Source organism: Flavonifractor sp. An100 (genome assembly GCF_002161175.1).
Taxonomy (GTDB): domain Bacteria; phylum Bacillota; class Clostridia; order Oscillospirales; family Oscillospiraceae; genus Lawsonibacter.
This window is the reverse complement of record NZ_NFMA01000025.1, coordinates 36,252-52,463: the sequence shown is the minus strand read 5'-3', so window position 1 is coordinate 52,463 and position 16,212 is coordinate 36,252. Positions and strand designations below refer to the sequence as shown.

The window sequence follows — 16,212 nt, the reverse complement described above, 5'->3', positions numbered from 1 at the left end:
CGCCACCCCCCAGGGCTTTGCCCACGCCTGCGGCCATTATGCCCAGATCGTGTGCATGCTGGGAGCCGCCCTGGCCCTCAGTGATCCGGAGGTGGCCGCCAGCCTGGGCGGCACTGCCACCATCTTCGCCGTCCCCGCCGAGGAGTTCCAGGACGCCTCCGTTCGGGAGGAGGTCCGCCGCACCCACGACGTCCACTGTGCCGGGGGCAAGTGTGAGCTACTGCGTCGGGGAGAGTTTGACAACGTGGATCTGGCCATCACCACCCACTCTCTCATGGTGGACCGGGACTCCGGGGCCGACCTGGTGTTGGGCAACAGCGCCTGCACCGGCTTTGTGGGTAAGACCGTCTACCTCCACGGCCGGGCCGCCCACGCCGCCGCTGCTCCCCATCTGGGAATCAACGCCCTCAATGCCGCCTGTCTGGGCATGTCCGCTCTGGGTATGATTCGGGAAACCTTCCAGGAGAAGGACTGTGTCCGGGTCCACCCCTATATCCGCAAGGGGGGCGAGGCCATCAATATCGTCCCCAGCGAGGCCATCGTGGACATGATGGTCCGCGCCAACAACCAGCCCGCCATTGAACGGGTGAGCCAACAGGTGGACAACTGCTTCCAGGGCGCTGCCATGGCCATCGGTTGTGAGGCGGAGATCGTCAATTCCCAGGGCTATATGCCCTGTCCCCAGCGCCTGCCTGACCAGGTGATGTGGGATGCCGCCGCCCTGTTGGGGGATCAGTACAAGGTGGTCTCCATCCCTGACGGGGCCTGCAACACCGCCAGCACTGACGTGGGTGACCTGTTCGCCGTGATGCCCGTTTTAAACTTCACCTTCGGCGGCAGCACCGGCGACCTACACTCCAAGGACTACAAGGTATCTAACCCCGACGTGGCCCATATTCTGCCCGCCAAGATGATGGCCCTGCTGACCTACCGCCTGCTGAAGGACGGCGGCGCTGAGGCTAAGAATATCGTGGCAGGGTATCAGGCCCCCTACACCAAGGAGAGCTATAAGGAGTATGTGAAAAAGATCAGCGGCTAATTGGGTGAAAATTAAAAAACAGGTCCCCCGGTATAACCGGGGGACCTGTTTTTCCCATTTTTAGTGGGTCTCTTCCAGGTAATCCATGGCAAACTGGGCGTAGATGCCGGCTCCGTAATAGAGCACCGACTCATCCACATCGAAGCTGGGATGGTGGGCGATGCACTCAATGCCCTTCTCCCGGTTCCGGATCCCCAGGTAGCCGTAAACGCCCGGGATGTGCTCCATATAAACGCTGAAGTCCTCAGCCCCCAAGGTCTTGACCGAGGGAACCAGACACCCCTCACCCATCACCTTCTCCGCTGCACCCTGGGACAGGCGGTTGAGCAGGTCGTTGTCGTTGATGAGGGGGCTGGGACCAAAGTAGTAGTCACACTCGGCGGTGCAGTTATAGCCCGCAACCACCTGCTCCACTACCTTCTGGATGCGCTGGGGCATGCTCTGGCGGAACTCCCGGTTAAAGGCCCGGACGGTACCCACCAGCTCCACGTGGTCACACAGGATGTTCTCCTTAGTACCGCCGTTCATCATACCCACGGTGACCACCAGGGAGTTGAGGGGGTCATTTTGCCGACTGGGGATGGACTGCAGGGCCATCACCGCCGCAGCGGCTGCCAGGATGGCGTCGTGGCCCAGGTGAGGAGCGCTGCCGTGGGACAGCTTACCCTTGATCTGGATGGTGAAGCGGTCGCTGCATGCCATCCGCTCCCCGGCCTCAAAGTTGGCGGTCCCCACATCCAGGGAGGGCCACACGTGCATACCGAAGATGGCGTCCACTCCCTCCAGAACGCCCCGCTTCACATATTCCTCCGACTTCCGACCGATCTCCTCGGCCATCTGGAAGATGAGCTTCACGGTGCCCTTGAGCTCCTGCCGGTGGGCCCACAAAATCCGGGCGGCCCCAAGGAGCATGGCGGTGTGACAGTCGTGGCCGCAGGCGTGCATGACTCCGGGATTCTGGCTGCAATACTCCTTGCCGGGGTTCTCCTGAATGGGCAAGGCGTCAATGTCCGCCCGGAGCATCACTGTTTTACCGGGCTGTCCGCCCTGGATGGTGGCCACACAGCCGGTGATCCCCTCAAAGGTCTGCACCGGGATGCCCTGTGCCTCCAGCTCCCCCACAATAAACCGGGTGGTCTCCACCTCATGCTCCCCTACCTCGGGGTGGGCGTGGAGGTGACGGCGGGTGTGAATGATATAGGCTTCCTGTTCCTTTGCCAGCTGCTGCATATTCATTTTCCCGCACCTCCCGCATGCTTGTCCAGATAGTCGGCGGCAAATTGGGCGTACTCCGCCGCACCCGCTGGCAGGATGTTCTCATTGATCTTAAACTTTTCATTGTGGACCGGATAGACGCACCCCGTCTCCTCGTCCCGGCAGCCCAGGAACACAAACATGGAGGAGGGAATCTTCTCCATAATATAGGAGAAGTCCTCACTGCCGGTGGCCAGGGCGGTGGAGCGGAGAACATCCTCACCATAGAGGGTCTTGGCCGCCTCGCGGGCAATTTTGTTCAATGCCAAATCGTCGTTGCGTACCGGGGGCTCCAGGTAATTGTACTCGATCTCGGCGGTACAGCCCATGGCCAGAGCGGTGGCGTCCACGATCCGGCGCATGTTCTCCTCCACCAAACTCCGGGCCTCGGTGGTATGGGCGCGGACCGTGCCCTCCATCACTGCGGTATCAGTGATAATATTGAACTGGGTGCCCGCCTTGATGGTACCCACCGACACCACCAGGGAATTGAGGGGGTCGTTGATTCGGCTGACGATGGTCTGCAAGTTGCAAATTATGGCGCTGGCCGCCACAATGGCATCCCGGCCGTTGTGGGGCTGGGAGCCGTGGGCGGAAACTCCGTGGACGGTGATTTTAAAGTTGTCACAGCTGGCCATCAGCGGACCGTCCTGGACACACAGCTTTCCGCTGTCCACGGTGGGCCAAACGTGCATGCCCATGGCGGCATCCACGTCAGACAGGTAACCCTTATCCCAGTAGTAATGGCTGCCCACAAAGACCTCCTCGGCGGCCTGGAAGAGCAGCTTTACAGTACCCTTGAGCTGTTCCCGCTGCTCCCACAGCAGTTGGGCTGCCCCCAGAAGCATGGAGGCATGGCAGTCGTGGCCGCAGGCATGCATGATCCCGGGGTGGATGCTCTCAAACTCCACTCCACTGTTCTCCTGGATGGGCAGGGCGTCAATATCCGCCCGGAGCAGCACTGTCTTGCCCGGCTGCCATCCCTGAATGGTGGCAATACAGCCGGTATAGTCATCAAAGGACTGCACCGGAATCCCCAGCTTGGTCAACTGTTCCACCAGATAAGCGGTGGTCTCCTTCTCCTGGAAGGAGAGCTCCGCATGCTGATGCAGATAGTGGCGGTGGGCAATGATTGCTTCTTTCAGCTCCGCCGCGCGTGTGGCAAAATTCATAGCGGTCTCCTTTTCTTGTTTTCATATGAGCAGCGGCCCGAATCCTTACAAATTCGGGCCGCTGGTGGTTTATTTATCCCAGAAATACGGCCTTTTTCGGCTGGCAGATCAGGCAACCGGGAGATAGATGCCGCCGCCAGGGCCCAGAGGCAGGTTCAGGGACACCCAGACGATGACCTGGATGATCCACACGATGGCGAAGGTCACCGAGAAGGGCAACATGTTGGCAATCACGGTGCCCAGACCCACGTTCTTATCATACTTGCGGGCAAAGCCCAGCAGGACGGGGGTGTAAGTAAACAGAGGGGACAGGGGGTTGGTGATGGAGTCACCGATGCGGTAAACCGCCTGGGTGATAGCCGGGTCGTAGCCCATGAACATCATCATGGGGACGAACACGGGGGCCAGGATGGCCCACTTGGCGCTAGCGGAACCGATGAACAGGTTGACAAAGCTGGCCACAAAGATCAGGCCGATCATCAGAGGCACGCCCTCAAAGCCAATGGCCTTCAGACCGTTGGCGCCGTTGATGGCCAGGATGGTACCCAGGTTGGACACGGAGAAGAAGTTGGTGAAGATGGAGATGAAGAAGCACATGAATACGTAGTTACCCATCTCCGCAAAGCCCTGGCTAATATCAGCCCAGATATCCTTATCGTTCTTGTACTTGCCGATGGCAATACCGTAAGCGATACCGGGGATCATGAGGGCCAGAGTGACGGTGAACACGATACCTTTGGTGAAGGGGGCGGCAGAGTTGGTGATGGAGCCGGTCTCATCTGCCAGAATGGCGGTGGGACCAAAGATGGGCAGGGACAGCACCAGGATCAGGATCACATACACCAGCTCGGCGATACCAGCCACTACTAGCCCCTTCTTCTGTACCGCAGAGAGATTGGAGGACTCTACATCAAAGTCATACTGAGCCAGAGACTCCGGAGTCATGGGGAAGCGGTGGACCAGTACCTTCTCCACCAGAATAGTACCAGCAATGGTGAGGATGATACAAGAAACAATGAGGAAATACCAGTTAATGGCGATAGAAGCGGAATAGCTGGGGTCCACCATCTTGGCAGCCGCCTCGGTAAATCCGTAGGCCAGGGCGTCAGACAGGCCCAACAGGACATTGGCACAGAAGCCGGCAGCCACAGAGGCAAAGCCCACATACATACCCAGCAGAGGGCTACGGCCGATGGACATATACAGGATGGCGGCCAAGGGGGGCAGAACGATAAATCCGGCATCACCGGCAATGTTCAGGTTGATGCCCAGGAAGATGATGACCAGGGATACAACCCAGCCCTTAGCTCCGCCCAGGAAGCGGTGCATCAGAGCCACCAGGAAACCGCTCTTCTCCGCCACAGAGGAGCCGATGACGGCCACCAGCACCATGCCCAGAGGGGCAAAACCGGAGAAGTTGGTGATGATGTTGGACCACAGATACTGAATACCCCACACGGAGAACAGGTTCTGGGTTACCACCATCTCATTGGTGGCAGGATTGAGCGCCTGAACACCCAGAGCACTGCACAGCCAGGACACCAGCGCCACAATGATTGCCAGGCCCAAAAACAGGGTGATGGGGTCAGGGAGCTTGTTGCCCACCCGCTCAATGGCGTCCAGCATTCGGTCTAATAGACCCTTTTTCGCCTTTTCTTCCGTCATACATACTCCTTTCTTGCGCTGGGCACTTCCAGCGCAGACACCCTGGCCTGATCTCTCCCATTTGCCAAGGCTCCGAGGCCAAAACAGGGTTCTTTCGAAAAAGCCCCCTGGGGGCACAACTCGGACCTGCGCCCTTTTCTCCTAATTCCGTTTCCCATATCTTCGCAAGAGCACTGCTCACTCCCGAGTATGAGTAGCAAAAAAGGGAGTTTCCTCCCCCCTTCTCTTTTGCGAAGTGCTGTGTTGATTATACTGGATTCTTGCTCCTATGACAATAGACGCCGCCATCTTTTTTCATAATTTATTCATATTTTACCCGCACGTCTTTCCTAAAAGGCCATTTTGTCGTCATTTGTCCTCGTGCTGAGAACATTTATGCAAGGCACCTCCTCGCACCCTGTAAATATACTACGGTTCCATTGCGAACAAAAAGTCGCCCGTCTTGGTCGACGGGCGACTTTTTATTGATTTTATTCTTCTGCCATGGCCTTGGCGGCGGCAATCGCCTTCTCCTGTGCCATGGGGGGACAATCCTCGTAGCGGACGAAGTGGAAGGTGTACGACCCTCTGGACTGGGTCATAGCCCGCAGGTCGATGGCATAGGAGGTCATCTCTGCCATGGGGACCTCGGCCTCGATGATCTGGTCGCCGTCTCCGGTGGGGGTCATGCCCATGACACGGCCGCGGCGTTTGTTCAAATCACCGATGACGTCGCCCATGTAGCTGTCAGGCACCGTGACCTTCAGCTCACCCACGGGCTCCAGCAGCACGGGGTTGGCCTCCGGCATGGCCGCCTTATAGGCCAGCTGGGCAGCGGTCTTGAAGGCGATTTCCGAAGAGTCCACGGGGTGATAGCTTCCGTCGTAGAGAACGGCCTTCAGATTTACCACCGGATAGCCGGCCAGCGGTCCGTGGACGCAGGCTTCCCGCAGTCCCTTTTCCACGGCCGGGAAGAAGTTCTTGGGGACGGAGCCGCCGAAGACTTCCTCGGCGAAGACCATCTGCTCCTCGTCGGGGTTGGGCTCGAAGCGGATCCACACGTCGCCAAACTGGCCGGAACCGCCGGTCTGCTTCTTGTGACGGCCCTGCTTCTGGACGGTCTTGCGGATCTTCTCCCGGTAGGGAACCCGGGGGGCCTTCAGCTCGGCCTCCACGTTGAAGCGACTCTTCAGCTTGGACACCAACACATCCACCTGGATGTCGCCGGCGGCGTAAATGACCATCTGGTGGGTCTCGGCGTTGTTCACCACATAGAAGGAGGGATCCTCCTCGTTGAGGCGGTTCAGGCCCTGGGCCACCTTGTCCTCCTGGCCGCGGGTCTTGGGAGAGATGGCCACGGAGTAGCAGGGCTCGGCGAAGGGGATCTGCTTGAGGGCCACCACCTTACGGGGATCACACAGGGTGTCGCCGGTCTTGACCTTTTCCATCTTGCCGATGGCACCGATATCACCGCAGGACAGCTCCTTGACCTCCTCGGCCTTCTTGCCCTTCATCACATATAGCCGGCCCAGCTTCTCGCTGCTGCCTGTCCGGGAGTTGACCAGGGACAGGTCGGAGGTAATGACACCGGAGAGCACCTTGATGTAGGAATACTTTCCGTACTGGTCAGAGACGGTCTTGAACACAAAGGCCGTGGGCACGCCGCCGGGGGAGACCACGAACTCCTCCGTCTCGCCGTCCTGGCGGGTGGCCTTGTGGTAGTTGCCCTCCATGGGGTTGGGCAGCAGGTCCACGATGTCGTCCATCAGCATCAGAGAGCCCATGGTATTCACCGCCGAGCCGCACAGCACCGGGAACAGGGACAGCTCCCGCACGCCCTGGCGCAGGCCCTGAATCATCTCGGCATAGGTAAAGTCCTCGCCGGAGAAGAACTTGTCCATGAACTCCTCGCTGGTCTCCGCCACCGACTCCTTCAGCGCGTCGTTAAACTCGGTGATGACCTCTTCCTTCCCCTCGGGGATCTCGATCTCCACCCGCTTGCCGTTTTGCATCTCATAGGCACGCTTGTTGAGCACGTCGATGATGCCGGTTACCTTCTTGTTCTCGTCCCAGATGGGAACCACCAGGGGAGCAATCTTGTTGCCGTACTTGGCACGCAGGGCCTCAAAGGTGGCGTTATAGTCGGAGTTATCCTCGTCGGTCTTGGAGATATAGATGAAGCGGGGCATATTCCGCTCTTCGCAATACTTCCAGGCCTTCTCCAGACCCACGGACACGCCATCCTTGGCCGAACAGACAATAATGGCCGCGTCCGCCGCACGCAGGGCCTCCATCACTTCACCGGAAAAGTCGAAGCCGCCCGGAGTGTCCAGAACATTGATCTTACAGCCCTTGTACTCCAGAGGAGCCACGGACAGGGAGATGGAAATCTGACGCTTAACCTCCTCCGGGTCGTAATCGCACACGGTATTTCCGTCTACGCTCTTGCCCATGCGGTCAATGGCGCCAGTCATATAAAGCAGACTCTCCGCCAGGGCGGTCTTTCCGTTCCCACCGTGTCCCAGCAGGCAGACATTGCGGATGTTTTGTACAGAATAGCTCATATCTTGTTTCCACTCCTTACTGTTTGGACAGTTGCTCCGTCTTGGATTGGTCTACCATTCCAAAAGACGTTACACGCTGTTGGTTATTATACATTAAAAACCTAAGTATGACAACTCTTTTTTTGTCAGGTACGCAGCTTCCTCCGTCACTCCGCTCCTGTTTTTCTCCTGTTTTTTCGTGTAAAGTGCCCAATTTTGTGGAAAACACCGGAAAAGTGGCAAAAAGGCTGTAAACACAAAAAAATCGGCCCGGGCAAAAAGCCCGGGCCGATGCCCTTTGAATCAGTTTTTCTCGGTCACAATCAGAGCACACCGCTGCTCCGCCTCAATTCGATTGGTGGCCGCATGGGTCAGGTCCTGCCCCTCCTCCTGGGCCAGCGAAATCAGCTGCTCCATCTGTTGACCGGAAATCAGACACCAGCTGTCCCCCGCTTCATTCACCTGCCAGGAAATTTCCTCGCCCAGAACTTCCTGGGCTCCCTGGGGTAAAACCGTGAGCGTAAGAATGGCATCCACTGTCTCCTCGCCCACCTGGTAGGTTTCTCCCTGCGGCACGTCTCCCTGAATGGAATCGGACACAGGCTCCTGCTCGGGCTGCTCTGCCGCATCCACTCCGGTGTTAGGGTCCCCTGTGGTCTGTCCGACCTGATCCTCCGGAGGGAGCTCCTCCGTGGGCTGATCATCGGCTGTTCCGTCGGTGGTCTGCTGCGCAGCCCCTACTGTGGTTTGCGTAGACGGCTGTTCGCCGCCTCCTACTGCCCCCGCCACCGATACCTCGCCTTGTCCCTCGCTCTGGCTTTGACTTGCGGACTGTTCCTGAGAAGTGACACCGTAGGCCTTGCCAGTGCCTACCTGAGCGGTTCCTTCGCTTTGTTTGTCAGAATTCTGGGGCGTCTGGACCTTCTGAGACTGGGAGGAGGGCTCTTGTGTGGGCTGTACCGCTGGCTCCTGGTTGCTCTGCACGGTATCGCTGCTCGTCGCAGTCGATTCATCCGGCTCATTCTGGACCTCATCACTGCTCTGAAGTCGGGGGGCTCCGGTGACCTCCGGCTCCCCCTCTGTCTCCAGCAGCTCCTGTCCACCCTTCTGCTGGACCTGACTGCTGGCGTCCAGGGACGCGGTTTGGAAATTGCCCTGGCTTCCCGGCAGCCGGTTCAGCAGACCGGCCTGGTACACGCCCAGGCACAGCACCGCACAGGCTGCTAATCCTGCCAGCGCCCGTGCCTGGGGCCGGCGGAACATATGGATCACCTTGGTCTGCTTCTGGGAACTGGGAACTGCTTCCTCTGCCCGAATCCGGGCCATGACTCCCTGGGCAAAGCCCTCCGGAGCTGGAATATCTTCTAACTGGGTGAAGGCTCCATGGAGCCGTTCCAACTGCTCTGCAATCTCCCGGCAGTCCGAGCATTGCTCCAGGTGCTGGCTCAGCCACTGCTCCTCTTCCGCGGTCAATTCCCCGTCCAGGCGCAGGGAAAGTAGCTCCATACACCGTTCACATCGCTCCATGTCCTTCACCTCCTTTTTCTTCCTTCTGCTTGGTTAGACGGCGAAACCTCAAAAAGGTTCCCTTCTGTCAGCAAAATTTTTCGCAGGGCCAATCGTGCCCGGGCCAGCCTGGATTTTACCGTCCCTAAATCCAGCTCCAGCGCCTGTCCAATCTCCTGATAGCTCAGTCCGGACAGCTCCCGCATTATCAAAATCTTCCGCTGGTGTTCCGGCAGCGCCTCCAGCCCCCGCTCTACCGCTCGGCTCAGCTCGGCCCGCTCCAGATGACGCTGTGGGTCCTGCCGGAGATCCGCCGGTTCTGCCCAGGTGCGCTCCTCGTCATCCAGGGAAACCACCTGCTCCACTTCTCGGCGCCGGTTCTGCCGGCGCAGAAAGTCGATGCACACATTGGTGGCCAGCCGGTACACCCAGGTGGAAAAGCTGCTCTCCCCCTGGAAGGAGTCTAGACCCTGCCAGGCCTTGAAAAAGGCCTCCTGTGCCAGATCCGCTCCCTCCTCCCGGCTGCCCGTCAGGCGTACCGCCAGAGAGTAGATGCGATTTTGGTTGTCCAACACCAGCTGCTCAAAGGCGTCCTGGTCCCCGGCCTTGGCTCGGGCCACCAGTTCCCGCTCCGTCACAGCGCCTCACTTCCTTCCCCTTTCCTCCAGCTTTGCCGCCCGGTCGTGCTCAGCACAGGTCCCGCTTGATACCTGCCGTTACCCGATACACGTCCTCCAGAGTGGTGATCCGTACAATCTGCTCTTTATAATATCCGGCGTGGGGGACCCCCTTGAGATACCAGGCATAGTGCCGTCTGGCCTCCAGGCAGGCAATTTTTTCCCCCTTATTGGCTGCCGACAGCTCAAACTGCCGCACCGCTGTATCGCACCGCTCCGCAAGGGGCGGCATCTCCGGAATGGGTTTCCCTTCCAGCGCCGCCCGGCACTGAGCAAACAGCCAGGGATTCCCAAACACGCCCCGGCCGATCATGGCCAGATCTGCTCCCGTGTACTTTAAAATTCGGGGGGCATCGGTGGGTTTGAACACGTCACCGTTGGCAATCACCGGAATCTTTACCGCTCGTTTGACCTCCCGGATATAGTCCCAGTTGGCCGTTCCGGCATACATCTGGTTTCGGGTCCGGCCGTGGACGGCCACCGCCGCCACTCCAGCTTCCTCCATGGCCTGGGCAAATTCCACACAGTTGATGGATCCCTTATCCCAGCCCAGCCGAAACTTCACCGTCACCGGGCACCCCGCTCCCCGGATCACCGCCTGGGCCACCTTGACCGCCAAATCTGGGTTTCGCATCAAACCGGAGCCATCCCCGGAATTGGCCACCTTGGGCACTGGACATCCCATGTTAATATCAATGAAATCCGCCCCTGACACCTCATGGGCAATGGCAGCCGCCTCCTGCATACACACCGGATCACTGCCGAAAATCTGGGCCGCTGCCGGGTGCTCCCCCTCCCCCAGCTTCAGCAGAGGGATAGACTTCTTATCCTGGTAACACAGGGCCTTGGCGCTGACCATCTCCGTACAGGTCAGTCCCGCCCCCTGCTCCCGGCAGATGGTCCGGAAGGCCAGATCCGTCACCCCCGCCATGGGGGCCAGGGCCAGTGGGGTTTGGATGTGGATTCCTGCTATGGATACCATAATTACCTCTTCCCGCATTCTCACTTGTAATGTTCAGTGTGATATTCTACCACAGGCCTATCTGGTTGACAAGGGTGGCAAAACACTTTAAAATAAGGAAATCCACAGAACAAAAGAGAGGAATGGATATGAATTTTACCGCTGTGCGGATTGCCCTGTCTGGGATTTCCGCCTACCGTCCTTTGCTGGATGCCCCCATGCTCATCCAGGCCCGCCAGCTGCTGGACGCCTGTGACCGGCAGGCCGGAGAGGAGGCTCTCTCCCTCTACACCCAGCTGTTTTACGACCTGTGTGCCCAGGGCTTTTCCGGGTTGGGGGATTGGGTTTGGGAACAGCTGCGCTATACGCAGACGCCCTATGCTCTGCTTGCTGAGCGGGGAGACTCGGACCCCTGTTTGGAACAAGCTGCCTGCCGGGATATTTATGCGCTGACCACCCTTTGCCGGATTGACTGTGGGGACTATCTGACCGCCATGGAGGGCGCTCTATCTGCTGAATACAAGTCCATGATTTCCGGCCTGCCCCGCTGGTCCTCCCAGGTTCCCTTTGATTTCTCCACTCTCACCCAATTTTATAAGGACCACGGGTGCGGACTATACGCCCGGTACCGGGCCTTTTTGTGGGAGGATGGGCAGCTAATCCCCGTGGCTGACCCCGACTGTCCCAAGCCCCAGGACCTGCTGGGCTATGAACTGCAGCGGGGCCAGGTGGAGGCCAACACCCGTCAGCTTGTCCAGGGCCGGGAGGCCAACAATGTATTGCTCTTTGGCGACGGCGGGACAGGCAAGTCGGCCACCGTAAAATCCATGCTCTATTTGCCCGGCATGGAGGATTTACGCCTGATCGAAATTCAGAAGGAAAATCTGACCGGCCTACCCAGCCTCATGCGGTCTCTGGGAGGACGGCGGCATAAATTCATCCTGTTTATTGACGATTTGGCCTTTGATCAGGACGACAAGACCTATTCCTCCCTGAAAACGATTCTGGAGGGCAGCTTGGAAAAGCGACCGGCCAATGTGGCCATCTATGCCACCTCTAACCGCCGCCACCTGGTGCGGCAAAACTTCTCCGACCGGGGCAGCGACGAGGTGGATGCTGCGGAGACCATTTCGGAAAAGACCGCTCTGGCAGAGCGTTTTGGTCTTCGCATCCCCTACCTGACCATGAACAAGGCCGGTTATCTGGCCTTGGTGGACTATCTGGCTGACCAGGCTGGAATCCATATGGAGGCTCAGCAGCTTCACGCTCAGGCTATGACCTGGGAGATCCGCCACTCAGGACGTACTCCCCGCGTGGCCCGTCAATTCATTGCCAGCCTGCACCGGTAAATTCACAAAAAATCCCCAGGTCCCAATGTATGGGACCTGGGGATTTTTTCATTCAGTTTTCTCTGATTCCAATACCTGTTACCGCAATCCGCTGTGGGATCTTGGTTTTCTAGAATCAGAGCAACATGACTGCTACGACACAAGCGGTTGCCAATCCCGCAAAGGTTGGAACCAAGTTTTTTCTGCACACTTCTACTGCGTCTACATCACAGATTGCAGCAACCGGAATAACCGCCCAAGGCACCACGGTTCCGCCGCCAATCCAAACGCATCCCAGCTGACCAACCATGGCCAGAACCGCAATATTCATGTCCAGCGCAGTACCAAAAGCCAGAGCCAGAGACCCCATCAGAGGCAGTCCAGAGAACCCGGACCCTCCCAAACCGGTGAGGCCACCAATGATTGCCATCAAAATGACAACCGGGATCTCCGACATGGGCACCATATCAGATAGCCACCAGGCCCAATCCATCAGCAAGCCTTGGGCGTACTCACCAGGCAGGATGTTCGCCACTCCAGAACCGCCAATAAAGAAGAAGCCGCCAATAAACAGGGCTGAGGTAAAGGCCATGATACCAAATTCCATACCAGCCTGGGCATAACCCACAAACCGCTCCAGCGCTTCAACCACTCCGTACTGAAGAATCGCGCCTACCACAGTGACAATAACGCCCGTTCCAATGAGCATGTTTAACGCATCGCCTCCGGCCAGGCCTTCGACCAGAATGCCTCCAATGGCCAGAGCGAAACAAATGGGCGTAAAGATTGCCATGAACTTCGCCGCAGGATGAATGGCTTGTTCCTGCAGCTCCTCTTTGATCTCCACGTTCGGCTTACCCTGAGCTGCACAAACATTTCCTCTACGCTTCATGTCAATCTGGAACGCAATAAAAGAACATGTGAGAGCTACCACACCACAGGACAGCCATACCGGCCATCCAGTTGAAATCAGCTCAGCAACCGTGATGCCTGCCGTACCAGCCGTAATGCCTCCAGCGCCTTGGATTACCGGATCCAACGAGAACACAAGTCCATGTCCAAACATATTCATGGCTACGGCCGCCCAGATTGCGGGCATTCCAGCCCGAACCGCGATGGGGGTCAGCAGCCCGCCTACTAAAGCAACGCCAGAAGATGGCCATACCAGTGCAGTGATAATTGCCATAACTCCACCCAGTATAAAATAAGAAACACCGGGGTACTTAATAAATTTAGACAAAGGCTCAATCAAAAAACGATCCGTTCCCATATCGGCCATTTGTTTGGCCATGGCTACCATTACGCCAATGCCAAGAATGAGAGATCCAAATTCTCCCAGCGCAAACAACAAAGCATTTGCCTGAACCATCACCGCCCCGACCAGACTTCCCGAAGCAATCAGGCCAGTTAAAAGCGTGAACAGGATGCAGGGTACTACCACATTTTTGCGCATAATCATAGTGACTAAGATCACTACCATGCCGATTAGGTAAATCCAATGCAAGGCATTCAATGTAATATCCAAGGTCTGATCCTCCTCTTTTTATCAACACACGTCTTCTTTGTTGAGATGTAGGTATTCATTTCCTCCTTTCCTCTCCGTTTTTCCCTGGCATACACATATTTTCAGGGGCCTATGTAAGGCTAAGACGTATGCGTCTCCCGCAACGCCTGAAGGACAATCCCCCTCCACAGCTATGTGGTATAAAACCTGTCCTTCGTTAAACATCATCGCTTCTCTTTTATTGCCGCTTCTTAAAAAAGCTGTCGAATACAACCGAAACTTGCATAGGGCTGTCGAACCACTTTTTGTGTGTCTACCATGCCACTCTCCTCTTTGTCAATTAGTCAATTAAATATAGTATAAATTAACCAAATCTAAACTATTATATTGTGTGATTTTTAGAGATTATGAGAATTATTACTATTAGTACAAGCAATTTTTCCTATCTTTTTTCTTCCTTTTCGCCCCTATTTGGTCTCACTTTTTTTAAAATGCAATTTGATCCAAGTTTTTTTCAATTATTCTTATAAATTACTTTTTGGGAAGAGTAACACTTTAACCAGCACAGCACTTCACTCTCCGCTTGGTCCACCAATTCGCCGTCTGCCTGCACGGGTCACCCCGCTAAAAAACCCCGGATCCCACTTTATGGGATCCGGGGTTTCTATTCATTGTTCGCCTTGTTCGAAAACCAGTTGCTGCTCTTTGATGCGGTTATGTAGCTTACCAGAATCAGAGCATCATAACTGCCACAACACAGGCCACGGTCAAACCGATGAAGGTAGGAACCATGTTCTTGCGGCACAATTCCACTGCGTCCACGTCACACATGGCAGCCACAGGAATGACGGACCAAGGCACCACGGTGCCGCCGCCAATCCACACAGCGCCCAGCTGGCCAACCATGGCCAAAACCGCGATGTTCATGTCCAGCGCGCTGCCGAAGGCCAGAGCCAGGGAGCCCATCAGAGGCAGGCCGGAGAAGCCGGAGCCATCCAGACCGGTAATGCCGCCGATGATCATCAGCATAATGACAATGGGGATAGCGGACATGGGCACGCGAGCGGAGATCCACCAGGCCCAGTCCATCAGCACGCCCTGGGTGTACTCACCAACCAGGATGTTGGAGATACCGGAACCGCCGATGAAGAAGAAGCCGCCGATGAAGAGCACCGGAGTAAAGGCCATCATACCAAACTCCATACCCTCACGGGCATAGTCCACAAACTTAGACAAAGCATTGACCAGGCCGTGCTGGATGATGGAGCCCACAATGGTAACAATAACACCAGCACCAATGAGAACATACAGAGCATCGCTGCCGGTACGCTTGTCAACCAGGATCAAAACGATAGCCACCACGAAGGCAAGCACCGTGAAGCCGGCCATAAACTTGGCGCCGGGATGGAACTCCCGTTCCTCTTCCTGAGCCTCATCGGCCATCTTCTTTACCCGCAGAGCATAAGCCTCCTTGTTGCGCTTCATATCAATCTGGAACGCCACAAAGGAGCTGATCAGAGCAGCCACGCCGCAGGCCAGCCAGATGGGCCAACCAGTATTGATGAGCTCGGCAATGCTGATGCCCGCGGTACCAGCAGTGATACCTACAGCACCCTGAATCACGGGGTCCAGAGACATCACGAAGCCGTGGCCGCACATGTTCATAGCCGCAGCCGCCCAGATGGCGGGCATTCCGGCCCGAACCGCAATGGGGGTAAGCAGGCCGCCCACCAGAGCAATACCGGGAGAGGGCCAGAGCACGGCGGTGATCAGTCCCATCACCGCGCCCAAAATGATGTAGGAAATGCTGGGGTTCTTAACGATCTTGGCCACTGGAGTGATCAGGAACCGGTCTGTTCCCATGTCGGCCATCTGCTTGGACATCATGGTCATCAGACCAATGCCCACGATCAGCGCGCCAAACTCGCTCCAGGCAAACATCAGGGCCTTTGCCTGGGTTAACACTGCTTCACTGAAGCTACCGCCGGATGCGATAAAACCGGACACCATAGTGAAGACGGCACAGGGAACCACTACATCCTTGCGCATAATCATGGCGGCAAGGACAAACAGGACTCCCACCAGGTAGCACCAGTGCAATGCGGTTAATGTGATTTCCATGTAGGTTTTCCCCCTCGTTTTTTATCCACACGCTCCCCCCACTGTGAGAAGGATATTCACTTCCTCCTTTCCTCTCCGCTTTTCCCCTGGCATACACATATGTTCAGGGGCCAGGCAGGCTGAGACGTGTGTGTTTCCCGCAAAGCCGAAAGGACGATTTCACACCACACACAACTATGTGTTTCCCGTCCTTTTTCGGCGTGATCAGTTGCTCTTTCCATGCCTATACCAAACATTTATAAAAATAAGGGCAGACTCTACACCTGTGCGGTATAAAACCTGTCCTTCGTTGAACATCACCATTGCACCTCTTCATTGTTCCCTTCTTCAGGAAACTGTTGAACACAACAGAAACTTGCATAAATTGTCAGATTATATCTCCAGTTGCTTGGAGCCTTAGCTCTACTCTCCTTTGAGCGTTTGAGCTGTTTTTTGCAGTTTATCACATCATCCCCTTCTTTGT

11 protein-coding genes are annotated in these 16,212 nt (G+C 56.7%); 2 read left to right on the top strand and 9 right to left on the bottom strand.

Features of this window, described 5'->3' with window-relative positions:
* On the top strand, window positions 1-1,039 hold a 1,039-nt coding region (locus tag B5E43_RS12580), incomplete at its 5' end, for a peptidase dimerization domain-containing protein (RefSeq protein WP_087397240.1).
* Between the two features lie 60 nt (window positions 1,040-1,099).
* Here B5E43_RS12580 and B5E43_RS12575 read toward each other — a convergent pair.
* From B5E43_RS12575 to dusB, 7 genes are all read right to left on the bottom strand, one after another.
* Complete coding sequence (locus B5E43_RS12575) at window positions 1,100-2,275, bottom strand: amidohydrolase (RefSeq protein ID WP_087397238.1); 1,176 nt, start codon at window positions 2,273-2,275, stop codon at window positions 1,100-1,102.
* A complete protein-coding gene (locus B5E43_RS12570; protein WP_087397236.1) occupies window positions 2,272-3,465 on the bottom strand; it encodes an amidohydrolase in 1,194 nt (397 codons plus the stop codon). Before B5E43_RS12570 ends, B5E43_RS12575 begins: the two co-directional genes overlap by 4 nt.
* Window positions 3,466-3,573: 108 nt before the next feature.
* On the bottom strand, window positions 3,574-5,130 hold the full coding sequence (locus tag B5E43_RS12565; protein WP_087397234.1) for an AbgT family transporter: 1,557 nt from the start codon (window positions 5,128-5,130) through the stop codon (window positions 3,574-3,576).
* A gap of 470 nt (window positions 5,131-5,600) precedes the next feature.
* A complete protein-coding gene (locus tag B5E43_RS12560; protein WP_087397232.1) occupies window positions 5,601-7,673 on the bottom strand; it encodes an elongation factor G in 2,073 nt (690 codons plus the stop codon).
* Window positions 7,674-7,955: 282 nt separating this feature from the next.
* Window positions 7,956-9,179, bottom strand: a complete 1,224-nt coding sequence (locus B5E43_RS12555; RefSeq protein WP_087397230.1) for a zf-HC2 domain-containing protein — start codon at window positions 9,177-9,179, stop codon at window positions 7,956-7,958.
* Between the two features lie 5 nt (window positions 9,180-9,184).
* Window positions 9,185-9,796, bottom strand: a complete 612-nt coding sequence (locus tag B5E43_RS12550; protein WP_087397228.1) for a sigma-70 family RNA polymerase sigma factor — start codon at window positions 9,794-9,796, stop codon at window positions 9,185-9,187.
* A 49-nt stretch (window positions 9,797-9,845) separates the two neighbouring features.
* Complete coding sequence (gene dusB / locus B5E43_RS12545) at window positions 9,846-10,817, bottom strand: tRNA dihydrouridine synthase DusB (RefSeq protein WP_087397226.1); 972 nt, start codon at window positions 10,815-10,817, stop codon at window positions 9,846-9,848.
* A gap of 128 nt (window positions 10,818-10,945) precedes the next feature.
* Here dusB and B5E43_RS12540 point away from each other — a divergent pair, with 128 nt between their 5' ends.
* Window positions 10,946-12,145 (top strand): ATP-binding protein, encoded by a 1,200-nt coding sequence (locus tag B5E43_RS12540; RefSeq protein ID WP_087397224.1) that lies wholly within the window; start codon window positions 10,946-10,948, stop codon window positions 12,143-12,145.
* 115 nt (window positions 12,146-12,260) lie between these two features.
* Here B5E43_RS12540 and B5E43_RS12535 read toward each other — a convergent pair whose 3' ends face one another.
* Both B5E43_RS12535 and B5E43_RS12530 read right to left on the bottom strand, forming a co-directional pair.
* Window positions 12,261-13,649, bottom strand: a complete 1,389-nt coding sequence (locus tag B5E43_RS12535) for a hypothetical protein (protein ID WP_087397222.1) — start codon at window positions 13,647-13,649, stop codon at window positions 12,261-12,263.
* 711 nt (window positions 13,650-14,360) lie between these two features.
* On the bottom strand, window positions 14,361-15,749 hold the full coding sequence (locus B5E43_RS12530) for a hypothetical protein (RefSeq protein WP_087397221.1): 1,389 nt from the start codon (window positions 15,747-15,749) through the stop codon (window positions 14,361-14,363).
* Window positions 15,750-16,212: the final 463 nt, after the last annotated feature.